At 39.6% G+C, this 26,037-nt stretch carries 23 protein-coding genes; 16 read left to right on the top strand and 7 right to left on the bottom strand.

Translation table 11 applies throughout. The features are described from left to right. Positions 1-212 precede the first annotated feature (212 nt). The 7 genes from I6N95_RS17705 to dagF all read left to right on the top strand — a co-directional run bounded on the left by I6N95_RS17705 (position 213) and on the right by dagF (position 7,566). The gene (locus I6N95_RS17705; RefSeq protein WP_209530486.1) at positions 213-3,035 is read left to right on the top strand and encodes a sigma 54-interacting transcriptional regulator; all 2,823 of its coding nucleotides are present in this window, start codon (positions 213-215) and stop codon (positions 3,033-3,035) included. Positions 3,036-3,141: 106 nt separating this feature from the next. After that, positions 3,142-3,543: a PTS sugar transporter subunit IIA gene (locus tag I6N95_RS17700; protein WP_209530484.1), complete on the top strand. Its 402-nt coding sequence runs from the start codon at positions 3,142-3,144 to the stop codon at positions 3,541-3,543. 22 nt (positions 3,544-3,565) lie between these two features. Then, positions 3,566-4,060: a PTS sugar transporter subunit IIB gene (locus tag I6N95_RS17695; RefSeq protein ID WP_209530482.1), complete on the top strand. Its 495-nt coding sequence runs from the start codon at positions 3,566-3,568 to the stop codon at positions 4,058-4,060. Positions 4,061-4,102: 42 nt separating this feature from the next. After that, on the top strand, positions 4,103-4,852 hold the full coding sequence (locus I6N95_RS17690; protein ID WP_209530480.1) for a PTS mannose/fructose/sorbose/N-acetylgalactosamine transporter subunit IIC: 750 nt from the start codon (positions 4,103-4,105) through the stop codon (positions 4,850-4,852). Continuing rightward, positions 4,852-5,697 (top strand): PTS system mannose/fructose/sorbose family transporter subunit IID, encoded by an 846-nt coding sequence (locus I6N95_RS17685; protein ID WP_209530478.1) that lies wholly within the window; start codon positions 4,852-4,854, stop codon positions 5,695-5,697. The genes I6N95_RS17690 and I6N95_RS17685 overlap by 1 nt, the downstream gene beginning before the upstream one ends. A 15-nt stretch (positions 5,698-5,712) precedes the next feature. Then, positions 5,713-6,807, top strand: a complete 1,095-nt coding sequence (locus tag I6N95_RS17680; RefSeq protein ID WP_209530476.1) for a DgaE family pyridoxal phosphate-dependent ammonia lyase — start codon at positions 5,713-5,715, stop codon at positions 6,805-6,807. Between the two features lie 21 nt (positions 6,808-6,828). Continuing rightward, positions 6,829-7,566 carry a 2-dehydro-3-deoxy-phosphogluconate aldolase gene (gene dagF, locus I6N95_RS17675; protein WP_209530465.1) on the top strand — a complete coding sequence of 246 codons (738 nt, stop codon included), beginning with the start codon at positions 6,829-6,831 and terminating at the stop codon, positions 7,564-7,566. A gap of 153 nt (positions 7,567-7,719) precedes the next feature. Here the strand turns inward: dagF and I6N95_RS17670 are convergent, their stop codons facing one another. Both I6N95_RS17670 and I6N95_RS17665 read right to left on the bottom strand, forming a co-directional pair. After that, positions 7,720-7,932, bottom strand: coding sequence for a helix-turn-helix domain-containing protein (locus I6N95_RS17670; RefSeq protein WP_209530461.1), 213 nt, complete (start codon positions 7,930-7,932; stop codon positions 7,720-7,722). Positions 7,933-8,068: 136 nt separating this feature from the next. After that, positions 8,069-8,980 carry a GNAT family N-acetyltransferase gene (locus I6N95_RS17665; RefSeq protein WP_209530459.1) on the bottom strand — a complete coding sequence of 304 codons (912 nt, stop codon included), beginning with the start codon at positions 8,978-8,980 and terminating at the stop codon, positions 8,069-8,071. A gap of 754 nt (positions 8,981-9,734) precedes the next feature. On the opposite strand from I6N95_RS17665, the gene I6N95_RS17660 reads away from it, so the two are divergent. The 4 genes from I6N95_RS17660 (at position 9,735) to I6N95_RS17645 (ending at position 13,334) form a co-directional block, all read left to right on the top strand. Continuing rightward, complete coding sequence (locus I6N95_RS17660) at positions 9,735-10,172, top strand: MerR family transcriptional regulator (protein WP_209530457.1); 438 nt, start codon at positions 9,735-9,737, stop codon at positions 10,170-10,172. Continuing rightward, positions 10,169-11,374 (top strand): glycosyltransferase, encoded by a 1,206-nt coding sequence (locus I6N95_RS17655; RefSeq protein ID WP_209530455.1) that lies wholly within the window; start codon positions 10,169-10,171, stop codon positions 11,372-11,374. Before I6N95_RS17660 ends, I6N95_RS17655 begins: the two co-directional genes overlap by 4 nt. Before the next feature lie 320 nt (positions 11,375-11,694). Further along, complete coding sequence (locus I6N95_RS17650; protein ID WP_209530453.1) at positions 11,695-12,612, top strand: helix-turn-helix transcriptional regulator; 918 nt, start codon at positions 11,695-11,697, stop codon at positions 12,610-12,612. Next, positions 12,609-13,334: a phosphotransferase family protein gene (locus I6N95_RS17645; RefSeq protein WP_209530451.1), complete on the top strand. Its 726-nt coding sequence runs from the start codon at positions 12,609-12,611 to the stop codon at positions 13,332-13,334. The genes I6N95_RS17650 and I6N95_RS17645 overlap by 4 nt, the downstream gene beginning before the upstream one ends. A 67-nt stretch (positions 13,335-13,401) precedes the next feature. Here I6N95_RS17645 and I6N95_RS17640 read toward each other — a convergent pair whose 3' ends face one another. Then, a complete protein-coding gene (locus tag I6N95_RS17640; RefSeq protein ID WP_209530449.1) occupies positions 13,402-13,656 on the bottom strand; it encodes a hypothetical protein in 255 nt (84 codons plus the stop codon). 128 nt (positions 13,657-13,784) lie between these two features. Here I6N95_RS17640 and I6N95_RS17635 point away from each other — a divergent pair, with 128 nt between their 5' ends. Then, positions 13,785-14,300: a TetR/AcrR family transcriptional regulator gene (locus tag I6N95_RS17635; RefSeq protein WP_209530447.1), complete on the top strand. Its 516-nt coding sequence runs from the start codon at positions 13,785-13,787 to the stop codon at positions 14,298-14,300. Between the two features lie 81 nt (positions 14,301-14,381). Here I6N95_RS17635 and I6N95_RS17630 read toward each other — a convergent pair whose 3' ends face one another. Together I6N95_RS17630 and I6N95_RS17625 are read right to left on the bottom strand one after the other, a co-directional pair. Beyond that, positions 14,382-17,012 (bottom strand): ABC transporter permease, encoded by a 2,631-nt coding sequence (locus tag I6N95_RS17630; RefSeq protein ID WP_209530446.1) that lies wholly within the window; start codon positions 17,010-17,012, stop codon positions 14,382-14,384. 9 nt (positions 17,013-17,021) lie between these two features. Next, a complete protein-coding gene (locus I6N95_RS17625; protein WP_209530444.1) occupies positions 17,022-17,723 on the bottom strand; it encodes an ABC transporter ATP-binding protein in 702 nt (233 codons plus the stop codon). Positions 17,724-17,879: 156 nt separating this feature from the next. Between I6N95_RS17625 and I6N95_RS17620 the strand changes: the two genes are divergently transcribed. Then, positions 17,880-18,431 carry a TetR/AcrR family transcriptional regulator gene (locus I6N95_RS17620; RefSeq protein WP_209530442.1) on the top strand — a complete coding sequence of 184 codons (552 nt, stop codon included), beginning with the start codon at positions 17,880-17,882 and terminating at the stop codon, positions 18,429-18,431. Here I6N95_RS17620 and I6N95_RS17615 read toward each other — a convergent pair. Then, positions 18,412-18,693, bottom strand: coding sequence for a hypothetical protein (locus I6N95_RS17615; protein ID WP_209530440.1), 282 nt, complete (start codon positions 18,691-18,693; stop codon positions 18,412-18,414). The two genes, I6N95_RS17620 and I6N95_RS17615, sit on opposite strands and share 20 nt — an antisense overlap. 390 nt (positions 18,694-19,083) lie before the next feature. Further along, positions 19,084-20,553, bottom strand: a complete 1,470-nt coding sequence (locus I6N95_RS17610) for an AcpB/EbpR/MafR family transcriptional regulator (RefSeq protein WP_209530438.1) — start codon at positions 20,551-20,553, stop codon at positions 19,084-19,086. Between the two features lie 170 nt (positions 20,554-20,723). On the opposite strand from I6N95_RS17610, the gene I6N95_RS17605 reads away from it, so the two are divergent. The 3 genes from I6N95_RS17605 (at position 20,724) to I6N95_RS17595 (ending at position 25,521) form a co-directional block, all read left to right on the top strand. Next, on the top strand, positions 20,724-21,821 hold the full coding sequence (locus I6N95_RS17605) for a DUF871 domain-containing protein (protein ID WP_209530436.1): 1,098 nt from the start codon (positions 20,724-20,726) through the stop codon (positions 21,819-21,821). Between the two features lie 88 nt (positions 21,822-21,909). Then, the gene (locus I6N95_RS17600) at positions 21,910-23,244 is read left to right on the top strand and encodes a PTS sugar transporter subunit IIC (RefSeq protein WP_209530434.1); all 1,335 of its coding nucleotides are present in this window, start codon (positions 21,910-21,912) and stop codon (positions 23,242-23,244) included. A 321-nt stretch (positions 23,245-23,565) separates the two neighbouring features. Beyond that, positions 23,566-25,521 (top strand): heavy metal translocating P-type ATPase, encoded by a 1,956-nt coding sequence (locus I6N95_RS17595; RefSeq protein WP_209530432.1) that lies wholly within the window; start codon positions 23,566-23,568, stop codon positions 25,519-25,521. Positions 25,522-26,037 lie beyond the last annotated feature (516 nt).

Here is a 26,037-nt window from a genome sequence, read left to right as displayed (position 1 = left end):
CCCCCCTAGGAGTTTACCACTAGCTATCGATAATAATTCACTTAAAACAGAGAGCACGAAAATTTAGAAAATGATGTTCAGCATAATACAGGGTTGTATAGATCCTTACTAGTCCGTACAAGACAAGTCCCAGCAACCTTTGAATTTTTTTATGAAAAAATGAGTAGGTGTGCTATATTGTAATCACTATGGAGAATCAATGGGGGGATATCATGAGGCGCATCGAGAAAGTGTTAGTTGATGTTGAGTTGAAAACGAGGCAGCTACTTAGTGACAGGAAGTCTGACGAGTTAACAAAGGGGATTACGGCTGTTGAGCTTAGTGAGAGTCTGGCAATAGCAAGAAATTCGATTAGTCAGGATTTAAACCAATTAGTTGCTGAGAAGAAAGTGATTAAGATTAAATCGCGACCGGTGCTATTTTTTGAGAAAAAAATATTAGAGGAAGAGTTTGAAAAAACTTTGCCAGTTTATTTTATGTCATTGGCTGAGCTTAATCAGACGCTTTTTCCTGAAGAATTAGTCGACCTGCCAGTATCAGCAGAAAATGACCAACAGGCTTTTGCTCAAATTATCGGCAGTGAGGGTAGTTTGAAATCAAGTATTGAAAAAATGAAAGCGGCTGTATTGTATCCACCTAATGGGCTTAATTTATTGATCGGTGGTGAATCTGGTGTTGGGAAAACTGCGATTGCGGAAGCTTTGCATCAGTCTTACGATGACTATCTTGGTGTGGCAACGCCTTTTGTTTATTTTAACTGTGCAGAATATTATAATAACCCAGAGCTGTTAACCTCTCAGCTTTTTGGCTATGCAAAAGGGAGCTTTACTGGTGCCGAGTCAGATCGACTAGGCTTAGTTGAAAGTGCCGACAAAGGCTTTCTTTTTTTAGATGAAGTCCATCGCTTGCCTAGTGAGGGGCAAGAAAAACTATTTACCATATTGGATAAGGGCTATTTTTCGCGAGTTGGCGATGTGGCAATGCGCAAAGTGACTATTCGGTTTATATTTGCAACGACAGAACCTTTTGAGCACACTTTTTTACGCACCTTTTTAAGGCGAATCCCAGTGGCGATTACCTTACCAAGTTTAAATGAACGCCCCATCAATGAGAAGATTCAATTGGTTCTTAGCTTTTTTCAAAATGAGAGCAATCGGATTAAAAAAAATATGGTGGTCTCTCATAAAATTGTGGAACATTTTATTTTTAAACAGTATAGTGGCAACGTTGGTCAGATGAAGTCTGAGGTTCAGTTTATTTGTGCTCAAAGCTATTTGAAACAAATGAATTCTCAAGATGACTTAATCATTGATAAGGTTCACGGCGAACCAGAAAAAGTGGAAAAAGATGCCAATGATATGTTGATTGTTAACAAATTGTTGCAGGGAAATGAGATTGTCATTCAGACAGGTAATGATAGTTCTCACGGTCAGCTTTACTTAAAGCAAGAGTCGTTTGAAGAGGATCTGTTTTATCGCTTTCTGTTAAGAGAGTATTCAAACCTCAAAAATAGTAATATTCCCGAAACGGAAACGGCTTTTATTTTGGAGAAAAAATTGGAACAGTTATACGATATGCAGCTCTTTAGTGAAGAACAGACACCTAAAAGTTTAATGCGAGAAATGGATGAGAGCTTTACTAAAAAGATTGAACAAGTCTGTCAGTTTATCGAAAAGGAGACCGGTTTTCAATTAAGTGAACAGTTAAAGCAAATCATGTCGAAGCATCTCTATGCAACGTTGATCTTTATCGAAGTGCCTGATGATGATTTCTATGAGTATTCCAGTCAACTGATGTTAGGAAAAATGGAAAATTATCAGTTGGCAGCTAAAATTGTCGACTATCTTTCTGACCTGTTTAATCTGGCGTTTCCCAAAACTGAAGTAACTTACTTTGGTTTGTTGTTAAGAAAATTGACTTTGGAGCAAAATAATGGGGTCAAAGACAAAGATTGTGGCATTGTGGTGATTGCGCATGGGGAAACGACTGCGACGAGTATGGTGGAGTATTGTAATACTTTATTTGCTACTAATTTACTAAAGTCAATCGACATGCCGATTTATCAGTCGGTCGAAGATACCCTTGAAAAATTGCGAGCAACCGTTCGATCGTTGCCTTATAAACGCTTGATACTCTTGGTGGACATTGGCTCCTTAGTTTATTTTGGCAATTTGATAAGTGAAGAATTTGAGATGGAAGTCCTTTTAATTAAAAACATCAATTTACTGACCTTGTTGGAGCTTTCCCGAGAAGTATTGTATGAGTCCACGGATTTTAACTACTTATTGCCAATTATGAATGAAAAGAACCACGAAACATCACTGTGTAAAAGAGGGCAATTTAACGATCGGCGGGTCATCATTGTCTCTTGTATGACTGGGTTAGGGACGGCGATTAAAATCGAAAAGCTGTTGATTGAAACCTTTAAAGAAGAAATTCTGACGAATATTCGGATAGTGACCTTAGAGAATAAGGAGATTCAAAGTATTGAGAAGATTCATCAGTATGTTTTTCCAGATGAACGATTAGTGGGAATTGTTGGCAATATGCCGACGGAAATTCCCGATATTCCCTTTATTTCACTGGAGGAACTGTTCTCGGAAAAAGGGGTCGAACGCTTATTGTTCTTGTTTGGCTTTGACTTGACCAAGCAAGACAACTTGGAAATCAAGCGAGATGTTTCTCAGCGTTACATGCAAATGCTGTCGGTCGAAGCGATTACCAATTACATTAACGTCTTAAATCCACAAAGGTTGACAGTGGAGGTGAAAGAGATCTATAAAGGGATTGACAGTCAATTAAGGCTACAAGGAGACGATAAGATCATGTTGCGCTTTTTAATTCACTGTTGTTGCACCATTGAACGCTTAGTCATCGACAATTCTTATAATATGACAGAATATGAAGTGTCATATAAGGATATGCCAGATGAAGCATCTGTCATAAAAATGGCCTTTCGTCCGCTGGAAGTGTCATATGGCATTCAGTTTTCCCCTTTGGAAATTAAATATATCTACGAATTACTCTATGGTTAGTCGTGATTGACTAGCCTTTTTTGTATTGATTAAAGAATGTGACAGATTAGTTGGCACGCTTATTGCTTATATAAAAGTATGGAAAGTTGGAAGGAGGGAAAAATGAATGAGACAACCGATTTTAATCTTAACCCATGGTGGTTGGGGAGAACATTTACTAGCCAGCATCAAGATGATTGTTGGGGCTGTGGAAGAGGTTTATGAAGTGCCACTAGCTCCAGAGGATAATTTAAACGACTACATCGAACGAGTGGATCAAAGGATCAAAGCATTGACTTGGTCAGATCAGTTACTTATTTTAACGGATATTAAAGGCGGTACTACCAGTAATGTGGCATTGCGATTGTCGCGAGAGTATCAGATCTTAGCCATTTCAGGGCTAAACACAGCCTTATTATTAGAGGCGATTATGAAGCAAACAGCTCCCTTTACAGAGAGCACGGGACAGGAATTATTGGCTGCTTCTCAGGCTAACAACGTTATTTTAGAAATACCAAAAATTAATTAGAAGATAGAAGGGACGTTTTAGTATGTCAGAAATTGTATTATGTCGCGTAGATAGTCGGTTAATTCATGGGCAAGTTGTCACAAAATGGTTACAACAATCAGGAGCCAATGAAATTTTTGTGGTCAGTGATGAACTGGAAAAGGATGAATTTTTAAAAAGTATTTATTTGATGGCGGCGCCTCCAGGGGTTGAGGTCAAAACCTATGGTGTGGCAAGTGCCATAAGTTATTGGCAGGCAGGAACAAGTTCAAATTCAAAAGTCTTGTTTTTAGTGCCGGATTTACCAACCGTTGGGGCTATGGTTGATGCTGGTATTATCACGAAAGATATTCAAGTAGGCGGTTTAGGCGGTGGGCCAGATCGCAAAAATGTCTTAAAAAACATCAATTTGTCCGCGGGTGATATTGAGGTCTTAGATCATTTACTAAATAAAGGCATCAAGGTTTTCTTTCAAGCAATCCCAGAAGACAATCCGATTGAGATGTCTAAGTTAATTGAAAAGTATCATTCTTTATAGTCGATTAGATGATTTTTAGTTAAATAAATAGGAGGAAAAGAAATGGGAGTTTTAGGAATTTCGATTGTCATGGGGCTTTATTATTGGTTTGCTCGTTTAAGATTTGGTTACACCTTTTCAGGAATGTTATCCCAACCCCTTTGCGCCGCATTGATCGCTGGTTTAGCAACGGGGAAAATCGCTGAGGCGATGATTATTGGAGCTGGTATCCAGTTGGTTTATTTAGGGGTGACTTCCACACCAGGTGGGAATGTACCTAGTGACCCAGCTCTGGCTTCAGCGATTGCCATTCCGATCGCTTTAGGAGTGGGCATGAATGCTGAGGCGGCGATTGCTTTGGCTGTTCCTTTTGGGGTTTTAGGGGTTTTTATGGATCAATTAAGACGCACGGTCAATGCCACTTGGGTTCACATGGCTGATAAGTATGCAGAAGAGTTAAACTATCGTGGAATTTATCGTGCAGCATTTATTTACCCAGCAGCGGCTGGCTTTGTTATTCGTTTTCCATTAGTTTTTGCGGCCAATTATTTTGGCCAATCAGTGGTGACTAAAATTTTAGACATTATTCCGACTCAATTGATGCACGGCTTTGAAGTCATGGGAGGCATTTTACCTGCCCTCGGGTTTGCTTTAACCTTAATGGTCATCGGCAAAAAAGAACTGTTGCCTTATTTCTTTATCGGCTTTGTCGCCGTTATGTATTTTGGTGCCGAAGTTATGGCTGTGGCGATTATCGGTCTTTGTGTGGCATTTTTAGTTAGGAATTTAGGAACAAAGGAGGAGGCTGTCTAATGGCTAGTGTACCAGAAACAAACGTCTTAACGTCAAAAAAATTAACGAAGAAAGATCTCAGTAAATCGTTTTGGATTTATCAATTAGGGTGTGAACTATCCAACTCCTATGAACGACTTCAAAGCTTGGTCTTTTGTGCGTCGATGATTCCGGCGATCAAAAAACTGTATCATGATGATGAAGAAGCTCAACGAACAGCCTTGAAACGTCATTTAGCCTTTTTTAATACGGAAGGAACGATCGGCTCGTCCATTCAAGGCATCAGTTTAGCGATGGAGGAAGAAAAAGCCAATGGTGCTGACATTAGTGATATGGCTATTACGTCGATCAAAACTGGGTTAATGGGACCATTAGCTGGAATTGGTGATTCGATTATCTGGGCGGCCCTGATGCCGATCATCATTTCAATTTTTATTCCTATGGCTAAAACTGGCAGTATGATCGCAGGGATCGCCCCTTTAGTACTATATACGGCGATTACCATGTATATCAGTTGGGTATTGATCAATAAAAGTTACACCTTAGGGCGAAATTCGATTATTTCATTGCTGCAAGACGGTAAAATCAAACAGGTGATCTACTCGGCTAATGTTCTGGGAATGATGATGATGGGGGCTTTATCAGCCAGTTATGTCAATATATCCAGTCCGATGGAGCTAGTAGTTCCCGGTGGGGCGACGATTGTCTTTCAAGAAATATTAGATCAAATTTTGAAGGGGCTTTTACCTTTAAGTGCGGTCTTTATCATTTATTATTACATGTTGAAAAAAGGGCCGCGCTACGGCGTGATCATTTCAACGATCGTGATTGTCAGTATTATTGGCGCATTGCTAGGAATATTATAGTTAGAGGGGAAAAGCATGACCATATATGAGAAATATGGCTTAAAAGAAGTCATCAATGCTTCAGGTAAAATGACGATTTTAGGCGTATCTAAAGTAGCTAAAAGTGTTCAGGAGACGCAAGCTATGGCTGGTGACTGTTTTTTTGAGATGAGTGAATTAGTTGAGCGAACTGGGGCCTATATTGCTGAATTATTAGCTGTGGAAGAGGCGGTGATTGTTGCCAGTGCATCAGCCGGGATTGCTCAATCCATCGCGGCGGTGATTGGACAGGGGGATCGTTATCACCTGTATCATCCTTATGATAACCGCTTTGAACGACGTGAGATTGTCATGCCAAAAGGGCATAATGTGGACTATGGTACCGCTGTGGAGGTGATGATTGCTCAAGGGGGTGGTCAGTTAGTTGAAGCGGGCTACGCCAATATGTGCTCAACTAGTCACTTGGAGATGATGATCACCCCACAAACCGCTGCCATCCTTTACATTAAGAGCCATCATACTGTGCAAAAAAGTATGCTAACAGTGTCGGAAGCAGCTCAAGTGGCGAAAAAGCACGGCCTACCGTTGATTGTCGATGCAGCTGCCGAAGAGGAGCTAACTTCATACTATCATCAGGGAGCGGATTTAGTGATTTATAGTGGTGCCAAGGCCATAGAAGGCCCAAGTTCCGGTTTGGTTTTGGGAAGAAAGCCCTTTGTTGAATGGATTCGTCTCCAAAGCAAAGGAATGGGTCGTTCCATGAAGATTGGCAAAGACAACATATTAGGGTTGACCCAAGCACTTGAGAATTTTGTCAAAGAGGGCAGTGAATCTGGTCAATCAATCAAAGAACGATTACTACCTTTTGTCGCAGAGCTCAATCAGTTTCCAGAATTAACAGCGGCGATCATTCAAGATGGAGCAGGACGAGATATTTACCGAGCAGAAGTCAGGGTCCAAGGAAAAGTGACAGCAGCAGAAGTGATTGACCAACTAAAATCACAAAGCCCAGCCATCTACACAAGAGACTATCGAGGGAATAATGGCATCATTGAATTTGATGTCAGGGCGGTTACCAAACAGGAGATGGCCAAAATAATTCAGCGGTTGCAAGTGATATTAGGTGAATAAATCGTGAAAGAGGGTAAATCAGTGAAAAAAGTTCCAAATTTTTATCAGAATAAAATTAGTTTAAACGTCTTAGCCAATTCTGTTGAGAACGCCAAAGCCTGCTACGAAGCGGCTGAAGGATTTACGATTTTAGGCGTGTTATCAAAGAACTATCAGTCGGATGAAGAGGCTGTTAACGACATGAGCTTATACCAGGCAGCCACTGATAATGCTTTATCTGTCGGCTTAGGTGCCGGTGATCCCAAGCAAAGTCAGATGGTCACGCGGATTTCCGGCATCTTGCAGCCCCAGCATGTTAATCAGGTTTTTACCGGCGTCGGGGCATCAAGAGCATTGCTAGGTCAAAAGGAAACAATTGTTAATGGCTTGGTTTCACCAACAGGCCGTGTTGGTTATGTCAATCTTGCAACAGGTCCTTTAAGTAGCCAGATGCCAGCAGGAGAAGTGGCGATAGAGACCGCGATCGCTCTTTTGAAAGACATGGGAGGAAGTTCAATTAAGTTTTTCCCGATGAAGGGCCTGGCTCATCGAGAGGAATACCAAGCCGTTGCGGAAGCTTGTGCCAAGTATGATTTTTACTTAGAACCAACTGGTGGCATTGATTTAGCAAACTTTGAAGAAATTGTCGCCATTGCCTTACAGGCTGGGGTGAGTAAGATCATTCCTCACATTTATAGCTCAATCATCGATCCAGTTACGGGAGACACTCGTCCTGAGGATGTTAAAAGATTGTTTGAGATAGTCAAAAGCTTAGTGTAGTGAATCGGATAGAATAAAAAGGCCACAGAACCCGCTGATTGAGGGGGCTGAGGCCTTTTTTGAGTTAATTAGCCAGTCAAGAGGCAATAAAACGAACGACTTAATAGTTGATTTAGGCATGGCTCTTCAGAGCTTTAAATGTTGTTTGCAGGTTTAATTGAGTACATCATCTGCAAGGATAAAGTCGATCGACACAGTAAGTTTTAAACAAAGGTCTTTTAAAAGCAAGGCGTTTGGAATAACCTCTCCTTTTTCGATTTTACTAACTAAGCCTTGGGTGCAAAGCCCATCAGCTAAATCTTTTTGTGATAAGCCTTTTTTTATTCGTGCTGATTTAATTTTTGACCCAAAATTAAAATATGTCATCCACTCATTCCTCTCTATATTCTTTTTTCTTAAGATAAGTATAGTTGGAATAACCCCAAAATTTGTGTCTAGATTTGCTCAAAGTACTGCAAAAAAATTGATCGAAGGAGAATAAGGCCTATTGAAATGGCTATTCTTAGTGATTAATTAGAGCGTTTAATTCATCAAGTTCTGGCGGCGGTCCAATCGGTCGCGTTTCTGGTCGATAACGACGATAATAAAAGTGATACAAAGCTAACTGATTGAATCCCAGGAGCTCATAGAGCTGTTTGGCTTCGTTTCCATCATCGACCCAGAGCTGAACCTTTTCAGCACCGCGAGCGATCAGTTTGTTGACGAGAAACGAGATGAAAATACTGCCAAATCCTTGATTCTGAAAGGCTGGTTTAACTGCGATCGCTTCAAGAATATTATCAAAAAGAACGCCAACAGCGATAATTTCGCCCTTTACAAGCATAACATAGCGGTTGCCTTTATCTGCTAGAAAACGTCGACGATCTCTTTCAGAGGCTTCACGGTACCAGAGAGGGTATCCAAGACGTTGACGCAACTTATAGAAGACCGATTCCAATAGTGATTGGAAAATCAAGTAATCATTGTCATGATAAGGGCGTATCTCTGCAAGACTTTCTTTGATTGGCAATAATTGGGTATCCCGCTCCATTAAAAACATAGCATAATCTCGTTGGTAGTTGGCTGCCAATAAAAAGGACCGCGAGGTATTATCTTGATCCAAATAAGCGCATTTCGCCCTTTCAACCGACTCGTTTTCACGAAACATTTGGTCCGCAAGGGACAGTAAGTATGTTCCAATTCCTCTATTACGATAAGCCGGATCCACAAAAATTGTCAGTTCCGTGCCTCTTTGAAGTCCATCGTGGAATAAGACACCAGTTAGTTGCGTCTTTAAATAAACCACCCAAATACATTGACCATTATCAGCTGATTCTTTGAACATAGTGCTGTAATAATGATGGCCTACCAGTAGTTTTTCAAGAAGCGTGCGATCTCTTTTAGCTATGTAGGGCAGAAGGGTCATGTTTTCCATGTTTGTTATTCCTTTCTTGAACATGAGTTGGTTTTGGTGTTGAGAATTTCTCTATTATATCATAATGAAGAGGGGAGAAGATAAGAACTAAGGTAAGGGGTGTTTGATACCTTTTTTACTATAATTCCAAAAATAAAAAAACAAAGCTACAAGCTAAACATGCCGATACAGCATTGGCGGTAAAAACGAATAACCACAAAGCGCTATCTTTCTCTTGGGACCACCAGCTGAACCCTATAATGGAAGAAAGGAAAGGAAGTATCCCGTGTACAACTAAAAAATAAGCACTAGAGAAGTTGAAAGAAAACAATGAATAACCAGACATAAACCAAAAAAATGATAAGACTAGGGTAACGATTGAAAATGGAAAATTTGCAGCATAGATATGCTTAATAAATGAATATTTTGAAATAAGTTTTTTCCATAAAAAGTAACTAATGCTGAAGACGAGTAAAAATAGCAGTAGAAAAAAAGAAATGCCAAGGGAAGAATGAGTTTCAAACAAGGGAAGACCTCCAAGTTTTTTTCATAAGTATATCTCAAAAATTAGAAATTTCTTAGGAAATTTGACAATAGTTGGCTTTAGTGGTTAAAAAAGGAAAAAGATATCATGTCATCTAATATAAATAAGAAATGTCTATCAGAATAAAAATAGCTATTCCCAAAAATGTGAAATTCTATAAAATAATCAAAATAAATAGTTGACCTTCCACTTAGGTTTAATGTTAAACTGATGAAAAAGGGGGTGAGTCTGATGCCAGAAAAATCAATTAACGAGGCGGCGAAGGAACTCGCTATCTCAAAATCATCATTACGGTACTACGAAAAAGTAAAGTTGATCCAACCGTCGCGAACAGAAGGCGGCTATCGCTCATACAGTGACTGGGATTTACTGCTGATTAAATACATCTTAGTGCTAAAATATGGTGAGTTTAGTCTCGAAGATATTCAAACTGTTTTATCTTTTATACAAAATGAAGGAACTGAGGATTGTTTGTCCAAAACAGAAACATTGATTCAAATTAAAACTCAAGAATTTCAGCAAAAGGTTAACTATTATCAACAGATGCTGGCTATTTTTGAAGGGATGCCTAATTTGGCAAAAGCTGATTCAGAAACGGAAAAAGAGCTGGATCATTATGTGGAGCACTTATTTGAGGACTTAAAGGGAAATGGTGGGTTGAACAGATGAAGAAACTTCTTTTTGCACCGGAAACCTTTAATTTAGCAGAGACCACCCGCATGATTGAGGTTGCCAAGGAATGTCGGGGACGAGCAGAGTGTTTCTTTATGGGCTATAGCGACAAGTTTTCCGGCTACATTGAAAAAGCCGGTTTTCCATTTTACTTATTATCTCCAAAGTTGGACGAAGAAACGATTACTAAGATAATGGATTTTGATCAAGGCCGTAGCTTTAAAATCCCTTTTACTTATGATATGTTGAAAGAACGTATCGAGAACGAACTAGCGTTGATTGAAGCTCTAGAGATTGATGGTGTTGTAATTGGCAGTACAGTCAGCCTGTTTGTCAGTGCCAGAGTAAAAAAAATCCCACTGACCTATGTGAAACCCTATGTTTATTCGCGATCATGGGTTGAGGGGAATCAGTTTATGGGCAAAGCTCCTGAATTTCTAAAAAAAGGCGGACGAAAACTTATTCTATCACTTAATTACTTGCCTAAAGATATTAAAAAAATTGTCAAAGAGTATCACGTCGAAGACCATTTTCCAACACTCATTGATTCTTTAGATGGGGATCTAAATTGCATAACGACGCCAGAACTATTGACTGGTAACCCAAACTTAAGTAAAAATAGTATCTATGTGGGCCCTATTTTTGCTGATTTGCCAGAAGATATCCCAGCGAGTTTGTTTCAGTTGTTTCGGGCAACTGATGACCCTATTATTTATTGCAGTATGGGAAGTTCGGGAACGAGTGAGATAGTTTATAACTTACTTAAAAAATTTGCAGGACTACCTGTTCAAGTTGTCAGTCCAATGAAGAGTTTTCTGTCTCAAGAACAAACAGCGTCATTACCTGCTAATATTCATTTGTACGACTGGTTGCCCGCAAAACAGGTGCAACAGCTGGTGACTGCTTCAGTTCTCCACGGCGGTGAAGGAACAGTTCAAACTGCATGTGTCGCAGGGAAACCTTTTATCGGGATTGGTCTGCAAAAAGAACAGGAGTACAACATAAAATGCTGTGTTGATTATGGCAACGCGATTCAGCTAAAGAGAAAGCAATTAAAGGATAAGGAGTATTTTAAAAAGGCAGCCGCAGAACTGCTTCAAAATCCTTCTTATCAAAAAAAAGCTCAAAAATTGCAGCAAGAACTTAAATCGATTAACGGTAGCAAGTTGGCAGCTCAAGCTATTTTGGAAATAAGTTAAGTCTTCAGAGAAATCACTATGATGTTGATTTCTCTTTTTTTATTTGAAGGGCTAGAAACCAAGGCTGAAAAGAAAAGTTTTGAAATAGGATTTAAACAAGGGGAAGTGTTAGGAAAACTGGAAGAATTGAATAAATGCTTGAAAGGTAGCTGTTTTATAGGGGAGGAGTGTAATATAGAGATAGAGTACTAAGACAAGGGATTGATTGCCATCATTCTCTTGTTTTTTTGACTGATCCACTACTTAACCAAAGTTGTACGAAAAATGTCATGCAAACTTTCGATAAATTAGGTAAGATAGAATCAACTAGGAGGTGTGAAATGAGTAACTTTATGACGGATAAGCAACAAATTATTGAGGAAATAGAGGCTCGTTTGCTGACATTTGAGTTGTCCGAAGTTGAAAAGATAACAGGTATTCCCTTAGGGTTATACCAACGTTTTTTTTCTTATATGTATGGCATTAGTCTATCAGCTTATCTTAGAAAAAGAAGATTGACTTATTCAGCGGCTCAGTTACTTCGTGGTGAATGGAGTGTGACGACGGCTTCGCTGGCATGCGGATATGAAGAGACCTCATCATTTTCAAGGGCCTTTAAAGAACAATTTCAAGTGTCGCCTTCTGCTATAACGTTAAAGGATTTTAAGGAACACCGCTATGAGGTTCTTCAGTTAAATGACAATAGTAAGGCTAAGCTAGTCTTAATTGAGTACCCAATTATTTGTGAGCAGTATTTGATTGGCATTGACACGGATCAATATCCTCAGACAGTAGGCAGTGAACTTTGGCGAATTTTTGGCGAAGAAAATATCGGGGCAAAGCTTGCTGAGCTAGAGGGAAATCTTACCGGACAGTGGAATGATCAGTATGTGGCGATTGGCTATATGAGTGATTTTCCAGATTCAAGCAGTTTAGGAAAAGAGTATATGGTTGGTCGTCTGTTTAGTGAACTTCCTTCTCAGATAGAGGGGTTAAAGATTAAGAGGTTGCCAGCTATGCAGCTGGTTCATGCTAAAATCAAAGGCAAAAACTTAGAGGATATTCTTGAGGGAGCCTATGCTTTAACCTGTGATAATGCCCTTAAAAATGGTTATGAAATCGACTATCAGTCATTTTTTTGGTTGGAATATTATAGCAGTGAGTATTTTGGGCTAACTAGTTCAGATCAGGAGGGACTAGTTTTAGATTTTTATTTGCCTTGTAAAAAGCAGGAAACATCCTTTGGAGGAATTCAATGACAATTAAACGACAATTAATCGGAACAGGAAAAATGGCTAAGATCTATGTGGATGAGGGCTTTGCCTTTAAAGTATTTCCCGACGGCTACCCATCGGAGTGGTTGGTCCATGAAGTTAATGTTCAAAACGAAGTGAGGACAAGGACAAATATATTAATCCCAGAAGCTGAGTTATTGACTCAACAACGAGAGATAAAAATGACTTATCTTCAGGGAGGAACCTTAGCAGATAGGATGCGCAAAGAGAAATACAAAGGTGCTTTGGAAGATTTGGTGGAACTTCAATTGTCCATTTATCAGTATGAGGACTTGGATTTACCACAGTCACATGAGACTTTTGAATATCAAATTCGGGAATCCCAGTTGGATAAATGTCTCAAGGAAAAGGGGCTAGGGATATTACAGCAAATTGACAAGAAGCATCTGCTTTGTCATTATGATTTTCATTTTTTAAACATACTCTACGATGAGCCCAATTATTACGTGATAGACTGGGGTCAGGCAAAGTTAGGAAATCCAATTTTAGACATAGCCCGTACCTATGTTGTCTTAAAGCAGTATGCTCAAAGGTTAGCCAATAAGTATTTGCAGCTAATCGTAAGCAAGGGGGCGTTTAAGCTGGAAGAGGTCCAAGGAGCTATTCCTTTAATGGCAATCCTACGCTTACTTGATGCTGATGCAAGTGATTTTCAAGCTCAGTTGTTAGCCATGGCTCAGACTTAGTGTTTTCAGCTTATGGTTGGTCGATCATAAACTGAAAACACTTTTTTTATTCATGTTAGAAATTGCCTTATTTTGAGTGCTTTTTTTCTAGACGTTCTTTTCGTTGCTGGCTTTTTTTGGCTTGTTCTTTTTGGTGGGCAGTTTTTTCAAGTTCAACTCTGTGTTTGGCTTCTTCGGTGCTTTCGCCTTCTTTTTTTAGAAATGAGTCGACAAAGGAATCTTCGACTTTTTGATAACCACTTACGACAGTGTTTTCAATTTTTTTGTAAGCTCCGACAACATTTTCCTCAATTTTCTTATTAGCATCGATTAGTTTTGACATGGTAAACGCTCCTTTAATTTTTTATTCCAACTGTTGTTGTGTTAGGATAATTATAGTTTATGCTTTTTGAGAAAAAAGACAATCATCAATATCCAACAATCTGTTGGAATAATGAAAGGAGTTCGTCAATGAACACGGTAAATAATCAACGGAGGAAAGCCTCGATCAAAAAAATAGAAACGGCTTTTTTGCAGCTATTGCAAGTGACGGATATGACTAAAATATCAGTGACAGCTATTTGTCAATTAGCTGGTATTAATCGTTCGACATTTTATGCTAATTATTTGGATATTTATGATTTAAGGGATTGCATTAAAGAGAGTTTGGAAACCAATTATTTAAGCTTGTATGACGAAGAGGTAGTAAAGCAAACTCAAGGGGACGTTTTTTTAAGACTATGCCAACACATTAAGGAGAATCAGACTCTCTATCGAACGTATTTCAAGTTAGGCTTGGAGAAGACTATTGAAATTGCTGAATATGACAATCAGAAAGTACTGTCTTATGAAGGCGGAGCACTTGCTGATTATCATGCCGCCTTTTTTAGAGCAGGTATCACGGCCATTCTCAAATTATGGCTGGAAAATGACTGTCGGGAATCAGCTGAAGAAGTGTTTGAATTGATTAAAAGTAAGCATTTATAGCAACTATTTTGTGGTCGTATTACTGATTATAATAAGAAAAAGAGTGATCAATGTGTCATCGACCACTCTTTTTCCATTTTGTTATTCATTAGATTTTAAAGAATCAATCATGTCAATATGTTTCAATTTTACATGGGTAAAGAGCAAGACAATAATCGAAAAGACCATGGTCAATATGCTGGAAAAAAGGTAACCATCTTTGCCGATAATAATCGGAAAAACTAAATTGTCCATTTCAGCCGTTCGGATAATAAAGGTGGTCAATAAGTTACCGATGCCAAATCCGCAAATTATCCCGATTAAGGTAAAGATTAGATTTTCTCGGACGATGTACATGGTGACTTCATTGTTGTAAAAGCCTAATACTTTCAAAGTTGAAAGCTCTCTGACTCGCTCGGAAATATTGATATTGGTTAAGTTATAGAGAACCACAAAAGCTAGTAAGCCAGATAAGACCACAAAAATCACGATAACGGGTCCGAGGTTTTTGGTTAAACTTTTTTGGCTGCTAATTTGATCTGATAAGAAAGTCACATTTACCACATCGTCAGTCTTATTTAAGGTTTCTGCTAGTTGGTTTTCTTGATGTTGATTAAGATCTGCCTTAAAGAGATAGGTATTAGCTAAAAAGTTTCTGTCAAAAACATCTTCGTAATAACGAGGTGTCAGGTAAATAAAATGGCCTACATAGTTGTCAGCAATCTGACTAATTTTCAGTTGACGAATTTGATTATTACCATCGGTCATCTCGATGGTGTCACCGATTTTTACGTTCAATAAGCGAGCTAGTTTATCAGTTATCACCGCTCCTTTGTCAGCCAAGGTGATGGTGTTACCTGAGCCATCTTTCAGGGTGAGGTAGTCTTTAAACACTGACGGCTCTGTCGGAACGAAGAGTGAGGCGGTTTGATTGCTGATGCCTTTTTGTTTAAAGGTCACTGTTTCATTAAAAATCGCTAAGTGAGTCATCTTCGCTTTTTGATCGAGAACCGTTGCCACAGCAGAATCCGCCACTGTGACGCCCTCATCTAAGGTAATAATCCCGTCATAATGGGTGATCGGTCCAAATTGTTTAGTGACTGTGCCATCGATGGAGTTTTTAATGCCAAAGCCTGCCATCATTAAGCCTGTACAGCCGGCGATGCCAATAATGGCCAAAATCATTCGCGATTTAAAGCGAAATAAATTTCGATAACTGACTTTTTGATTAAAGCTTAAGCGTGACCAAAGGGGTGTAAGATATTCCAGCAGAATTCGTTTTCCTGATTTAGGTGATTTCGGCTGCATCAGAAAGGCTGGTCGCTCTCGTAAATCTTTAGTTAGGACGACAATGGCTGAACCAAGGGTTGCGATCAGTGAGGCGGTGATTGCTAGACTGATGGGCAACCAATAGAACTGAATGATCAGCTCTTTAAAGATAAATTGGTCACTCGTAATTTCAAAAAGCAGATAAGGAATTCCGTAAGTGCCGACGATGACGCCTAAGAAACAACCGATAAAGGCGGCTAACGTGGCATAGATGAGGTATTTTGCTGAGATCTCCATTTTGGAATAACCAAGGGCTTTTAGGGTGCCGATTTCTTTCCGTTTTTCTTCCACCATTCTAGTCATCGTTGTAAAGGTGATCAACATGGCGATAAAAATAAAAAAGACGGGGAAGATATTGCCAATGGCGTCAATGCGATCGGCTAAACTGGCATAACCTTGAAGTCCGGGATTAGCCTCAATCCCATTAAAGTAATAGCTGGGTGTGCTTAATGATTTTATCTCTTCTTCGGCAGCCGCTAATTCTGCTGCACCTTGGTTTAATTCTTGCTCTTTAGTGGCAAGAGTCGCTTGTTGAGCGGTTAATTCAGGAGAGCTACCCATTTGCTCGACTAAGGCCAGTTGTTGTTTTGCTTCAGTTAGCTGATTGAGCCCATCAGCCAATTTGGCCTTTTCAGGTGCTAGCTTCTCCAATGCCATGGTTGCTAGTTCTTTTTTTCTAGCAGTGGGGCGCTCTTTAAAGAGCTTGTCTAAGTTGTCCTGATTGGTTTCCATCTTTTTTTCGTAACTCGTTTCAAAGCGATCCACACCGGTCACATTATCAAAGCTGAGATACATGATGGAATAGATGTCAGAGGTGAAATTGGCTAGGGGCACATAAGCAAAATAGCTGATGGAACCATCGCCAATGTTTGTAATGCCCCGCTCTTCATTGTCAATAAACAAAGGCGAATCGACAAATCCTACTACTCGATAGTCTTTGGTCGCTAAGTCTGGCTCAGCGATGGTGTAATCCTGATTGAGGGTGACTCCATAGGTTTTTGCCAAACTGTCTAAGACAATTTCATCATCCGCTTCAGGGAGTCGTCCAGCTGTTAGGGTTAGTTGGTTTTGGTCGCTATTTTTGTCATAGGAGAAGACGTCGATAATGTGTTTGCTATCATGAATGTAGGGAAAGCGATAGCCTAATTGAGCTGTCACCCCAGGCAGTTTTTCAGCAATCTTCGCATCTTCACTCGTTAAGCCACCAGTTGAAACGACTTGGGTATCAGATAAAGCCGTTTGGTCCAGATAGTGATTGGCGATGGCTAGCCTAGAAGGGCCTGCTGATTTAATCCCGACAAACAGCAGAATTCCTAGGAAAATAATTAAGATAATCGCAAAAAAGCGTCCTTTGCCAGCCATAATATCCTTAAAGAGGGTTCTAAGATAGATATTTTTTTTCATTGAGTTCACCTACCATTCAATCGAATCCACAGAAACGGCCGTGGGATTCTCTTCAATGGCTCGAACGGTGGCATCATTAATGTGAATAATCCGGTCGGCTATCGGGGCAATCGCAGAGTTGTGGGTGATAATCAGGACGGTTTTATTAAACTCACGACAAGCTTTTTGCAAGAGTTTTAAAACTTGTTTGCCAGTCTGATAATCCAGTGCACCTGTTGGCTCATCGCATAAGAGTAGTTTAGGATTTTTAGCCAAAGCTCGAGCAATCGAGACTCGTTGTTGTTCGCCACCAGATAACTGGGAAGGAAAATTAGCCATGCGATCGCCTAAGCCCACTTGTTTCAGCACTTCTTCTACATCTAAAGCGTTTGGCGCTACTGCAGTGGCTAATTCGACATTTTCTTTGGCGGTTAAATTTGGGACTAAATTGTAAAACTGAAAGACGAAGCCCACATCTGTTCGGCGATATTGGGTCAGTTGGCGATCATTAAAACGGGCGATATCGACACCGTCGATGATGATTTGCCCTTCGTCAGCGGAATCCATGCCGCCTAAGATGTTTAAAACGGTCGATTTCCCGGCACCACTAGGGCCAAGAATCACCACTAATTCTCCTTCTTTACACGAAAATGAAAGGTTGTTGTTAGCTGTAATGGTGGTTTCCCCCATTAAGTAGCGTTTGTATTCGTTTTTAACTTCGATAAATCCCATTAAGATCCTCCTCATTAACTAGACACCTTGTTGATTTTAAGGTATGAAATTAGTATAATTGGCGGTGAAACAGGAATCAATACGCAATAGTAGGCAGATTGTTATTAACTCAACAAATTAGGCTATTGTGTTGAATTGATTGGAAAGAGGTGGCAAATGGTTGGCACTAAAAATAATCGACGAACGATTTATACTAAAACTGTTATCAAAGAAGAATTTTTGACGATCTTGGAGAAAAAGGAACTGGGAAAGGTGACGGTGACGGAGATTTGCAAGGCCGCTAATATTAATCGGGGTACCTTTTATCTTCACTACAGTGACCCTTATGACTTGTTTGAACAAATTGAAACAGAATTAATCGCTCAAATCGTGCCGTTAATTATGGTGGAAAGCAAGGACATCAGCGAATGGTTACAAGTCTTTTTGACGGTCATTAAAGAAAATGAGAAGGTCACCAAACTCATTTTAAGCGATTATAAAAACAGTAAGCTGTTAAGTTCGATTTTGTTTAAAGTCCATGACTTAGCGATTTATGAGTTTAGCCATATCTTTCAAGAAGAAGATCCAGAGTTATTAGAGTATTACTTTAGTTATTTTGTTGCGGGAACTATCGGTATTATTAGTGAGTGGTTGGAAAAGGGGCAGCAGATTTCCGTGGAGAAGATTGGGTCGGTGATTGTCACTCTGATTATGCGAGCAACCCATTAATGAGCGCTAACCTTTTGATAAAAGATGTGGCACGTCTAGTCAGTGCCACATCATGAGAGTCGTCAGCCGTGATTTTGTTTGTCAATGACACAACTATTAGGCGTCGGCTGTGGCTTGCCTCTGATAAATCCTCTTTGTCTGCTTTCGTTTGTGTCATTAATTTAACCAACTCATTTTCTGAGGTTGGTTCTGTCTTAGCCATCCAATTGATTAAGAAATCGACAAATTCCTGTCTTGGCGAATGATTATGCGAATTATCCAATGGAACTATACGTCTGATTATTTAACCTGATGAATATAGTATTTAATCCGGTCAGGCTCATTACGAAGCATTGTCTCTAATTCTTCAATACAGAGACTTGCTGTCTTTTGAGAACGATTATAGATCCGTTTTCCTTCAGCAGTCCCCCCACAATCCCTTCTTTTTTATTTCCTGTTATGATAGTTCTCTACGATCTTTAACTGCGTTAATTTATTGACTATATAGTTCCCATTAAATAATCATCCTTTACGGTTAAACTTTCAACCAGAAAAAGTAGAAAGTACCGCTCTTGGCGGATGATTATGCGAATTATCCAGTGGAACTATCTGCTTGATTATTTAACATGATGTATATACCTTTGTATAGCAATTGCGGATTAATTTTCCTTTGCTAAATCCTAATATCTTGCAGCAAGAGGAGTTGCTGCTTCCTTTGGAGTTTATCCAATTGTTCCCAATCAGCAGTGGAAAGCAATTCGTTAAAACAAATCATCTCCATCTTCTGAGACGTTAAGCCGGGAATATTCGTCAGCAGAATGCCATTTTCTTGAATAGAGTTCTCGCTTAAATACTGTGAGTAGTCTTGGATAATCGTCACATCAGACATGACTCTGGAATAGCTTTCGATTTCCTTTTTTAGGTAACGGCTATGCTCCTGATCCGTATCTAGTAATAGATACAAGCTCACTTTAGGCAAGGCGTGCTCCACTTTACTGACAAGCTCAGGCCAGTGAGTGACAATAATATAAAGGAGTTCATTCATTTCGAATTCCTGCCATTGATCAGGCAAAATAGCGAGAAGGGCTGCCTTGATTAATCCCAGTAAAAACAGATTGTTTCCACCGGTCTGTAGAGTTCTTAAAAAGTATTTGCGTTTGTCATATAACATAAAGGGTTGTTGTTTTACCCGGTGAAACAAATTAAATAAGTCGACAATCAAACTACTGTTGTCAGAGCTCTCCAAGTCGAATTTGGTTGTAAAGTCATCGATTAAATGCTGAATGAGCCGATAATTGTGTTTTAATTGCGGTTGTTTTGCAATTAAATGGAGCATATGTTCAAAATTGTAAGCATATTCCGGTTTAAACCAAATGGAATAGAGTTGATTTAAAATACTGGTCGATAATTTTATCTGAAAAAGAGTTAAAAACTGGTCACAAAATTGAATGTTTTCTAGTATTTCCCAATGATTAGCTGCTAACGGGTTATTGACTGGCGAATGATGGCCTCGTTGGATCCGATTGAGGTGAACATACACACTGTAGTTGATTCGTTTGGTGCTGGCAAAATTTAACTCTTTATCAACTTCAGTTGCTAAAGAGGTCGTTAATTGATCGAGAAGAAGCATTTGTTCGTGGTTGAATATTTCGTTAGGCAGATAGTATTTTTCTGAAAAATAATAGTACATAAAGCCGAGAATTTGTTCTTCGTCGCCGACTAGAGAAAATGGGGACAAGCTAATCTGGAAGTGGCGTTCTTTCAGACTTTGGTTGACTTTTTTTATCAGCCGTTTTGTGGTTGAGAGGCTAATAAAAAGTCTTTCAGAGAGGTCTTCAAGGTTTTTTTCTTTTTCAAAAAAAGCTAACTCAATCAAGCTAAATTCCCGACTTTTCTGAATCAGTTGTCTAAAATAGTAGCGAGGAGAGTAGTGATTGGGAATCGTCAACTTGAATCCAGCAGTTGATGATTTGATGACAATCGGTTTGGCATAGTCATTCATTTCCTGAATATCACTGTAAATCGTTCGGGTCGGGTAGTTCAATTTTTGATGGAGCTCATGTAAGGTCACCCATTCTCTGGTCAACAGTTCATCAAATAAGGTCATCTGCCGGAGATGGGCGGTTGAGAGTAGTTTTTTCATAGGATCTCCTTTCTTAGAACCCAGTTATAGTTGTATCATATCATAATTTCAGCTCATTTTTGGTAAAATAGGTTGTTAAAAGTGGCCTTGCGGGGATCCAAAGGACTAGCTACAATGAGATTGTAAAGGGATACACGTATAAAGTTAGAGTGACAAAGGAGGAAGTAACGGTGCCAAAATTTGGGATTTCAATTTATCCAGAACGTTCAACATTTGAAGCAGATCGAGAGTATTTAGATTTGGCTTGGAAATATGGGGCCACTCAAGTTTTTACCAGTTTATTGGAAATCAAGGGTGATGGCAAAGAGGTTGTGGCCAATTTCAAAAAAACTATTGAGTATGCGAGACATAAAGGGTTTCAAGTCATGGTGGATATCAATCCCTATATCTTTAAACAGCTGGGGATTAGCTATGATGATTTAAGCTTCTTTGCGGATTTAGGAGCAAATGGCTTGCGTTTAGACATGGGCTTTACCGGACGAGAAGAAGCGGAAATGACGCGCAATCCGTATAATTTGACAATTGAGGTTAACATGAGCAGTGGGACCGATTACTTAAAGCAAATAACGGCTTTTTCGCCTAATAAAGCAAATTTAACTGGTTCTCATAACTTTTATCCAATGGAATATTCAGGTCTGTCCTTTGATTTCTTTGTGGCGTGTTGCCAACAATTTAGGGTGTTAAATGTGCCAACAGCCGCTTTTATCACCTCTCAACATGGTGACCTTGGTCCTTGGCCTGAGCAATTAGGACTTTGTACCTTAGAAGAACATCGTTTTCTGCCAATGGAGACCCAGTTTAAGCATTTAGCGTCGACGGGTTTGATTGACACAATCTTTGTAGGGAATGCTTATGCGACAGAAGAGGAGTTAGCGCAGATTGAGTCAGTCTTAAAGAAGACCCATCCGGTTATTAAGGTGGTCTTAGCCTCGGGTATTTCGGAGGTGGAAAAGGAAATTGTTTTAAATAATCTACACAGTTATCGCGGAGATCGCTCAGCTTACCTGCTTCGCTCTAGCTTACCGCGATTTAAGTATAAGGAAGAAAAAATCCCGGCTCATGATTGTCAAAAGATTTTGCCTGGTGATCTTGTTATTTGTAACGAACATTATGGTCAGTATAAAGGGGAGTTACATATCGCTTTAAAGGAAATGGAAAATCGAGGCAAGGGCAATGTGGTAGGGAAGGTTGCGCTAGCGGAGCAAGGCTTGATTGCCAGTATTAAACCTTGGTCCAGGTTTAGGTTTGAGGAACTATTAGCGAAGTAAACACTGATAAGCTGATTCTCGCCTTTATTTTTGGGCAAAAGAGAGAGTCACTTGAGTCATAACAATCGATTATTAGGAGGAGATAAAAATGAGTAGTTTTGACAAGGTGCAAGAAAAATTACAAAAGACCGCTACCATAATTCAAGGGAATAAATATGTTAGTGCGATTACTAACGGGTTAATCTCAGCGTTACCCGTTACGATTGTCGGTGCTTTGGGGAGTTTGGTTAACACACTGCCGATCGACGCGTATCAACGATTTTTGGAAACGAGTGGCTTAAAAAGTATCACTGGCGTGCCGACAATGGTCACTACCAATTTACTGTCACTGTATGTGGTCTTTTTGATCGCAGCGAAGTTTGCCGACGGTCATAAATTAGATGGAACACCTGCAGGGTTGCTAGCGTTGATGGCCTTTTTGATTATTACCCCATTAGGAAATACCACAACTAGCATTACCACCTTTTTGACGACGAATAAAATAAGTTTACCAGACGGTGTGGAGCCTTCGGGTGGCGACTTTTTACCTTTGGATTGGCTAGGGGCTGCCGGACTGTTTACAGCTTTTATTGTGGCTTTGTTATCAGCTCAGCTTTACGTGATCTTTAAGGAGAAGGGCTGGGGAATTAAAATGCCTGCAGGAGTACCACCGACCGTGTCCAAATCATTTTCTAGTTTGGTACCTGGTGTAGTACTTGCCGTAATCGCTGCAACTATTCGCTTTTTGATGTCATTGACTGCTTTCGAACATTTGCACGCGGCAATTTTTGCCATTATTGCGACCCCTCTTAAAAGTTTAGGCGGCAGTATCTGGGCAATGGTCATTGCTATTTTAGTTTCTCATATTTTGTGGATTTGTGGGGTTCACGGTTCGCTAGTCATCTACAGCGTTTTTGCCGGGATTTGGGTGCCGATGCAAATGGAAAACTTAAGTGCTTTTAATAGTGGTCAGGCTATTCCAAATATGGTGTCAATGAGCTTGTTTGGGATGGTTGGCTTTATGGGATCTGGGGCGACAGTCGGTTTAGCGGTGGCGATGTTACGAGCTAAATCCGAGCAATATCGAACCCTAGGTCGAATTGCGATCATTCCCAATTTATGTGGCATTAATGAGCCCCTTATTTTTGGATTGCCAATTATCATGAACTTCACCTTAGCGATCCCGTTTATCGTGATGCCGTTACTTATTTTATTGGGCTCATTTATCGGGATGGCCACGGGGATATTACCCTATTTAACCGGTGTGGCCGCACCACTAGGGACGCCTGTGTTGCTGAGTGGTTTGTTACTTGGTGGCTGGAAATGGTTAGTCTTTCAAGTCTTGATGTTGGTAATTAGTTATTTTATGTACTTACCATTCTTTAAAGTCACAGATAAAATTGCCTATCAAAGTGAAATGGAAGCTGCACGTGAACAGGAGTAGTACCGAAACAAAAGTTAAATAGCGTCTAAAAGCCATGTGATCAATTTTTACTCGATTACATGGCTTTTTTATTAGCCATTTTATGATAACTGAAAGGGGATTGAGAGCGTAGGTTTTATCTTACCGTGGTAGGATCCTTTTATTGTGGAAATGGTTAAAAATAATTCTTTAAGCTTGACACATGTCTAATTGTTCATGTATTATTAGGTTATACATATGAACGACTTTTCATATGTATAGGAGAAATGGTTAACATCAAAGAGTTGACTCTTGAAATGATTATTTACAAGAAGTGAACCAGTAGAAAGAGGAGGAAAAAAGATGGAAACAGCAAAAGAACATGATCACAATCACAATCACGATCACGATCATGACCACGGAGACGATCACAGCGGCCATGACCATAGTCACGGGAAATTCCCGATTGTTTTATTTTTTACAGGATTAATTTTGTTTGGCATGGCTTTTTTCACTGGTGAAGGTAGCCTAGTGCAAAACACACTATTCATATCAGCTATGTTGCTATCAGGCTACCATATTATTTTTGAAGGAATCAGTGATACGATCACTGATACTAAACGGTTACGCAAGTTCACACCTAATGTTCATATTTTGATGACTCTGGCGGCTGTTGGGGCAATGATTATTGGAAACTTTGAAGAGGGGGCCTTATTAATTGTTATTTTTGCCGGTGCCCATTTTTTGGAAGAATACGCTGAGGGACGTAGCAAGCGCGAGATAACCAATTTGCTGAATATGAACCCTACTGAGGCTCGTTTAATTCAAGCCGATGGCAGTGTTCAAACAGTTCCTGTCTCAAGACTTCACATCGGGGATAAATTACAGGTCTTAAATGGGGATCAGATCGCCACTGATGGGGTTATTCTATCAGGAGCAACCTCGATTGATGAAAGTTCGATAAACGGTGAGAGTATTCCCAGAGAAAAAACGATCGGGGATGAGGTCTTTGGCAGCACCATCAACGGCAATGGTAGTTTCACAATGGAAGTTACAAAAGAAGCTAGTGACACGGTGTTTGTTAAAGTCATGCAACTGGTCAATCAATCTCAGTCTAACCTATCTAAAACAGCTACTAAGATTCAAAAAATTGAACCAATTTACGTGATAGCTGTGATGATTATTGTACCGATTTTTATTGCTTTAGGACCGACTATTTTTAATTGGTCATGGAACGAAAGTTTTTATCGGGGAATGGTTTTCTTAATCTCAGCTTCCCCTTGCGCACTAGCGGCCAGTGCCGTATCAGCCACCCTTTCAAGTATTTCTAATTTGGCTAAGCGCGGTGTTTTATTCAAAGGTGGCTCCTATTTAGCTAATCTAGCGGAAATTAAGTCCGTTGCCTTCGATAAAACGGGGACCTTAACGAAAGGTAAACCAGTTGTGACTGATTTTCATTTTGAGACGGTTGAAGGTTCTAATCTTGAAGAACAATTGATAAATATTGTCGTTGCAATGGAAAAATCAGCGAACCATCCGTTGGCAGATGCGATTTTACAGAAGTTTCAAGCAACCAAAGAAATCGACCTGGATGTTGCTAATGAAATTGGTAAAGGCTTATTGAGTCACTATCAAGGAAACACCTATCAAATTGGTAAACCAGAAATATTTAATCAAGTCCCATTAAAAATTGAAGATTATAATGATCGCTATTCAAGAGCGGGAAAAACCGTTGTTTATGTAGCGAAGGACGGCTACGTTATTGGCTTAATCGCCATGATGGATGTGCCAAATGAAAATGCCCGCAAGGTGGTAAGTTATTTAAAATCACAAAATATTCATACGACAATGATTACTGGAGATGCCGAATTAACGGGTCAAGCAGTCGGGAGACAAATTGGCATTGATGAAGTGATTGGCAATGTGTTACCTGAAAACAAGGCGGCTATTGTTGATGATCAGCAAGCCCGTTTCGGCACTGTATCTATGCTAGGAGATGGTGTAAACGATGCGCCGGCTCTAGTTAAAGCTGATATTGGGGTTGCCATGGGCGATGGCACAGATATTGCGATTGATGTAGCAGATGCTGTCTTAATGCAAAATGATTTAACTAAGTTTAGTTACGCTCATAAAACAGCCAAACGTCTTGATCGAGTGGTCTGGCAAAACATCGGGTTCTCAATGTTGATTGTGTTGATGCTGGTCACCCTTAATATTTTGGGTAAGATGGATATTACCCTTGGAATCATCGCCCATGAGGGAAGTACCTTAATCGTGATCTTTAATGGTTTACGGTTGCTATTGCCGACCAAAATGTAAGTTGAACTTTATTACATACAAACAAAGCCGAAAGCTTTATTCTTCGGCTTTTTTTGTGTGATATTGAGATGTGATTTGGACTACTAAGCGATGAGTGTTGAAGTAATGATACTGAAGGCGCGGAGGTTGTGAGACAGCTTAGCGATAGTTAGTTGTTAAGATCTTTTGTGATAAGTTAATCAAGGAAAGATTGTGAGGAATAAATCAATTTAGGAGGTTCTCTTAACAGTGATGGATAGTTATTTTAACCAAAGAGCTTAGCAAACTCCAATTCTTATTCAGTTGACAGTGATGTTCACTGTAATTTGCTCATTTACAGTGAAACACTATGAAACTGCTGTGTTTGCTAGATCTTAGTTAAAGGGTGATACTTTTTTTAGGCTATCAACTGATTCACTTTTTTCTTTATTGTGATGTGAAAAGGTTGTTATAAAATGATAGTTCATTCGAAGCTGAACTGTGAGATAGGGCGATTTTTCTTCCTTTTGACACGGGCTTTAAAAATTCCTTTAGATG

The organism is Vagococcus allomyrinae (assembly GCF_017829975.1).
Classification (GTDB): domain Bacteria; phylum Bacillota; class Bacilli; order Lactobacillales; family Vagococcaceae; genus Vagococcus_D; species Vagococcus_D allomyrinae.
The sequence above is the reverse complement of the archived record's forward strand: the minus strand, read 5'-3'. Positions and strand labels throughout refer to the sequence as shown.

Bases quoted from the DNA above. Each gene is read 5' to 3' on its own strand.
- I6N95_RS17610 (WP_209530438.1), bottom strand. From the start codon at position 20,553: ATGAAAAAACTACTCTCAACCGCCCATCTCCGGCAGATGACCTTATTT.
- I6N95_RS17665 (WP_209530459.1), bottom strand. From the start codon at position 8,980: ATGGAAAACATGACCCTTCTGCCCTACATAGCTAAAAGAGATCGCACG.
- I6N95_RS17595 (WP_209530432.1), top strand. From the start codon at position 23,566: ATGGAAACAGCAAAAGAACATGATCACAATCACAATCACGATCACGAT.
- I6N95_RS17680 (WP_209530476.1), top strand. From the start codon at position 5,713: ATGACCATATATGAGAAATATGGCTTAAAAGAAGTCATCAATGCTTCA.
- I6N95_RS17630 (WP_209530446.1), bottom strand. From the start codon at position 17,012: ATGAAAAAAAATATCTATCTTAGAACCCTCTTTAAGGATATTATGGCT.
- I6N95_RS17600 (WP_209530434.1), top strand. From the start codon at position 21,910: ATGAGTAGTTTTGACAAGGTGCAAGAAAAATTACAAAAGACCGCTACC.
- I6N95_RS17635 (WP_209530447.1), top strand. From the start codon at position 13,785: ATGAACACGGTAAATAATCAACGGAGGAAAGCCTCGATCAAAAAAATA.
- I6N95_RS17645 (WP_209530451.1), top strand. From the start codon at position 12,609: ATGACAATTAAACGACAATTAATCGGAACAGGAAAAATGGCTAAGATC.
- I6N95_RS17690 (WP_209530480.1), top strand. From the start codon at position 4,103: ATGGGAGTTTTAGGAATTTCGATTGTCATGGGGCTTTATTATTGGTTT.
- I6N95_RS17695 (WP_209530482.1), top strand. From the start codon at position 3,566: ATGTCAGAAATTGTATTATGTCGCGTAGATAGTCGGTTAATTCATGGG.
- I6N95_RS17685 (WP_209530478.1), top strand. From the start codon at position 4,852: ATGGCTAGTGTACCAGAAACAAACGTCTTAACGTCAAAAAAATTAACG.
- I6N95_RS17620 (WP_209530442.1), top strand. From the start codon at position 17,880: ATGGTTGGCACTAAAAATAATCGACGAACGATTTATACTAAAACTGTT.
- I6N95_RS17640 (WP_209530449.1), bottom strand. From the start codon at position 13,656: ATGTCAAAACTAATCGATGCTAATAAGAAAATTGAGGAAAATGTTGTC.
- I6N95_RS17650 (WP_209530453.1), top strand. From the start codon at position 11,695: ATGAGTAACTTTATGACGGATAAGCAACAAATTATTGAGGAAATAGAG.
- I6N95_RS17655 (WP_209530455.1), top strand. From the start codon at position 10,169: ATGAAGAAACTTCTTTTTGCACCGGAAACCTTTAATTTAGCAGAGACC.
- I6N95_RS17625 (WP_209530444.1), bottom strand. From the start codon at position 17,723: ATGGGATTTATCGAAGTTAAAAACGAATACAAACGCTACTTAATGGGG.
- I6N95_RS17700 (WP_209530484.1), top strand. From the start codon at position 3,142: ATGAGACAACCGATTTTAATCTTAACCCATGGTGGTTGGGGAGAACAT.
- I6N95_RS17670 (WP_209530461.1), bottom strand. From the start codon at position 7,932: ATGACATATTTTAATTTTGGGTCAAAAATTAAATCAGCACGAATAAAA.
- I6N95_RS17660 (WP_209530457.1), top strand. From the start codon at position 9,735: ATGCCAGAAAAATCAATTAACGAGGCGGCGAAGGAACTCGCTATCTCA.
- I6N95_RS17705 (WP_209530486.1), top strand. From the start codon at position 213: ATGAGGCGCATCGAGAAAGTGTTAGTTGATGTTGAGTTGAAAACGAGG.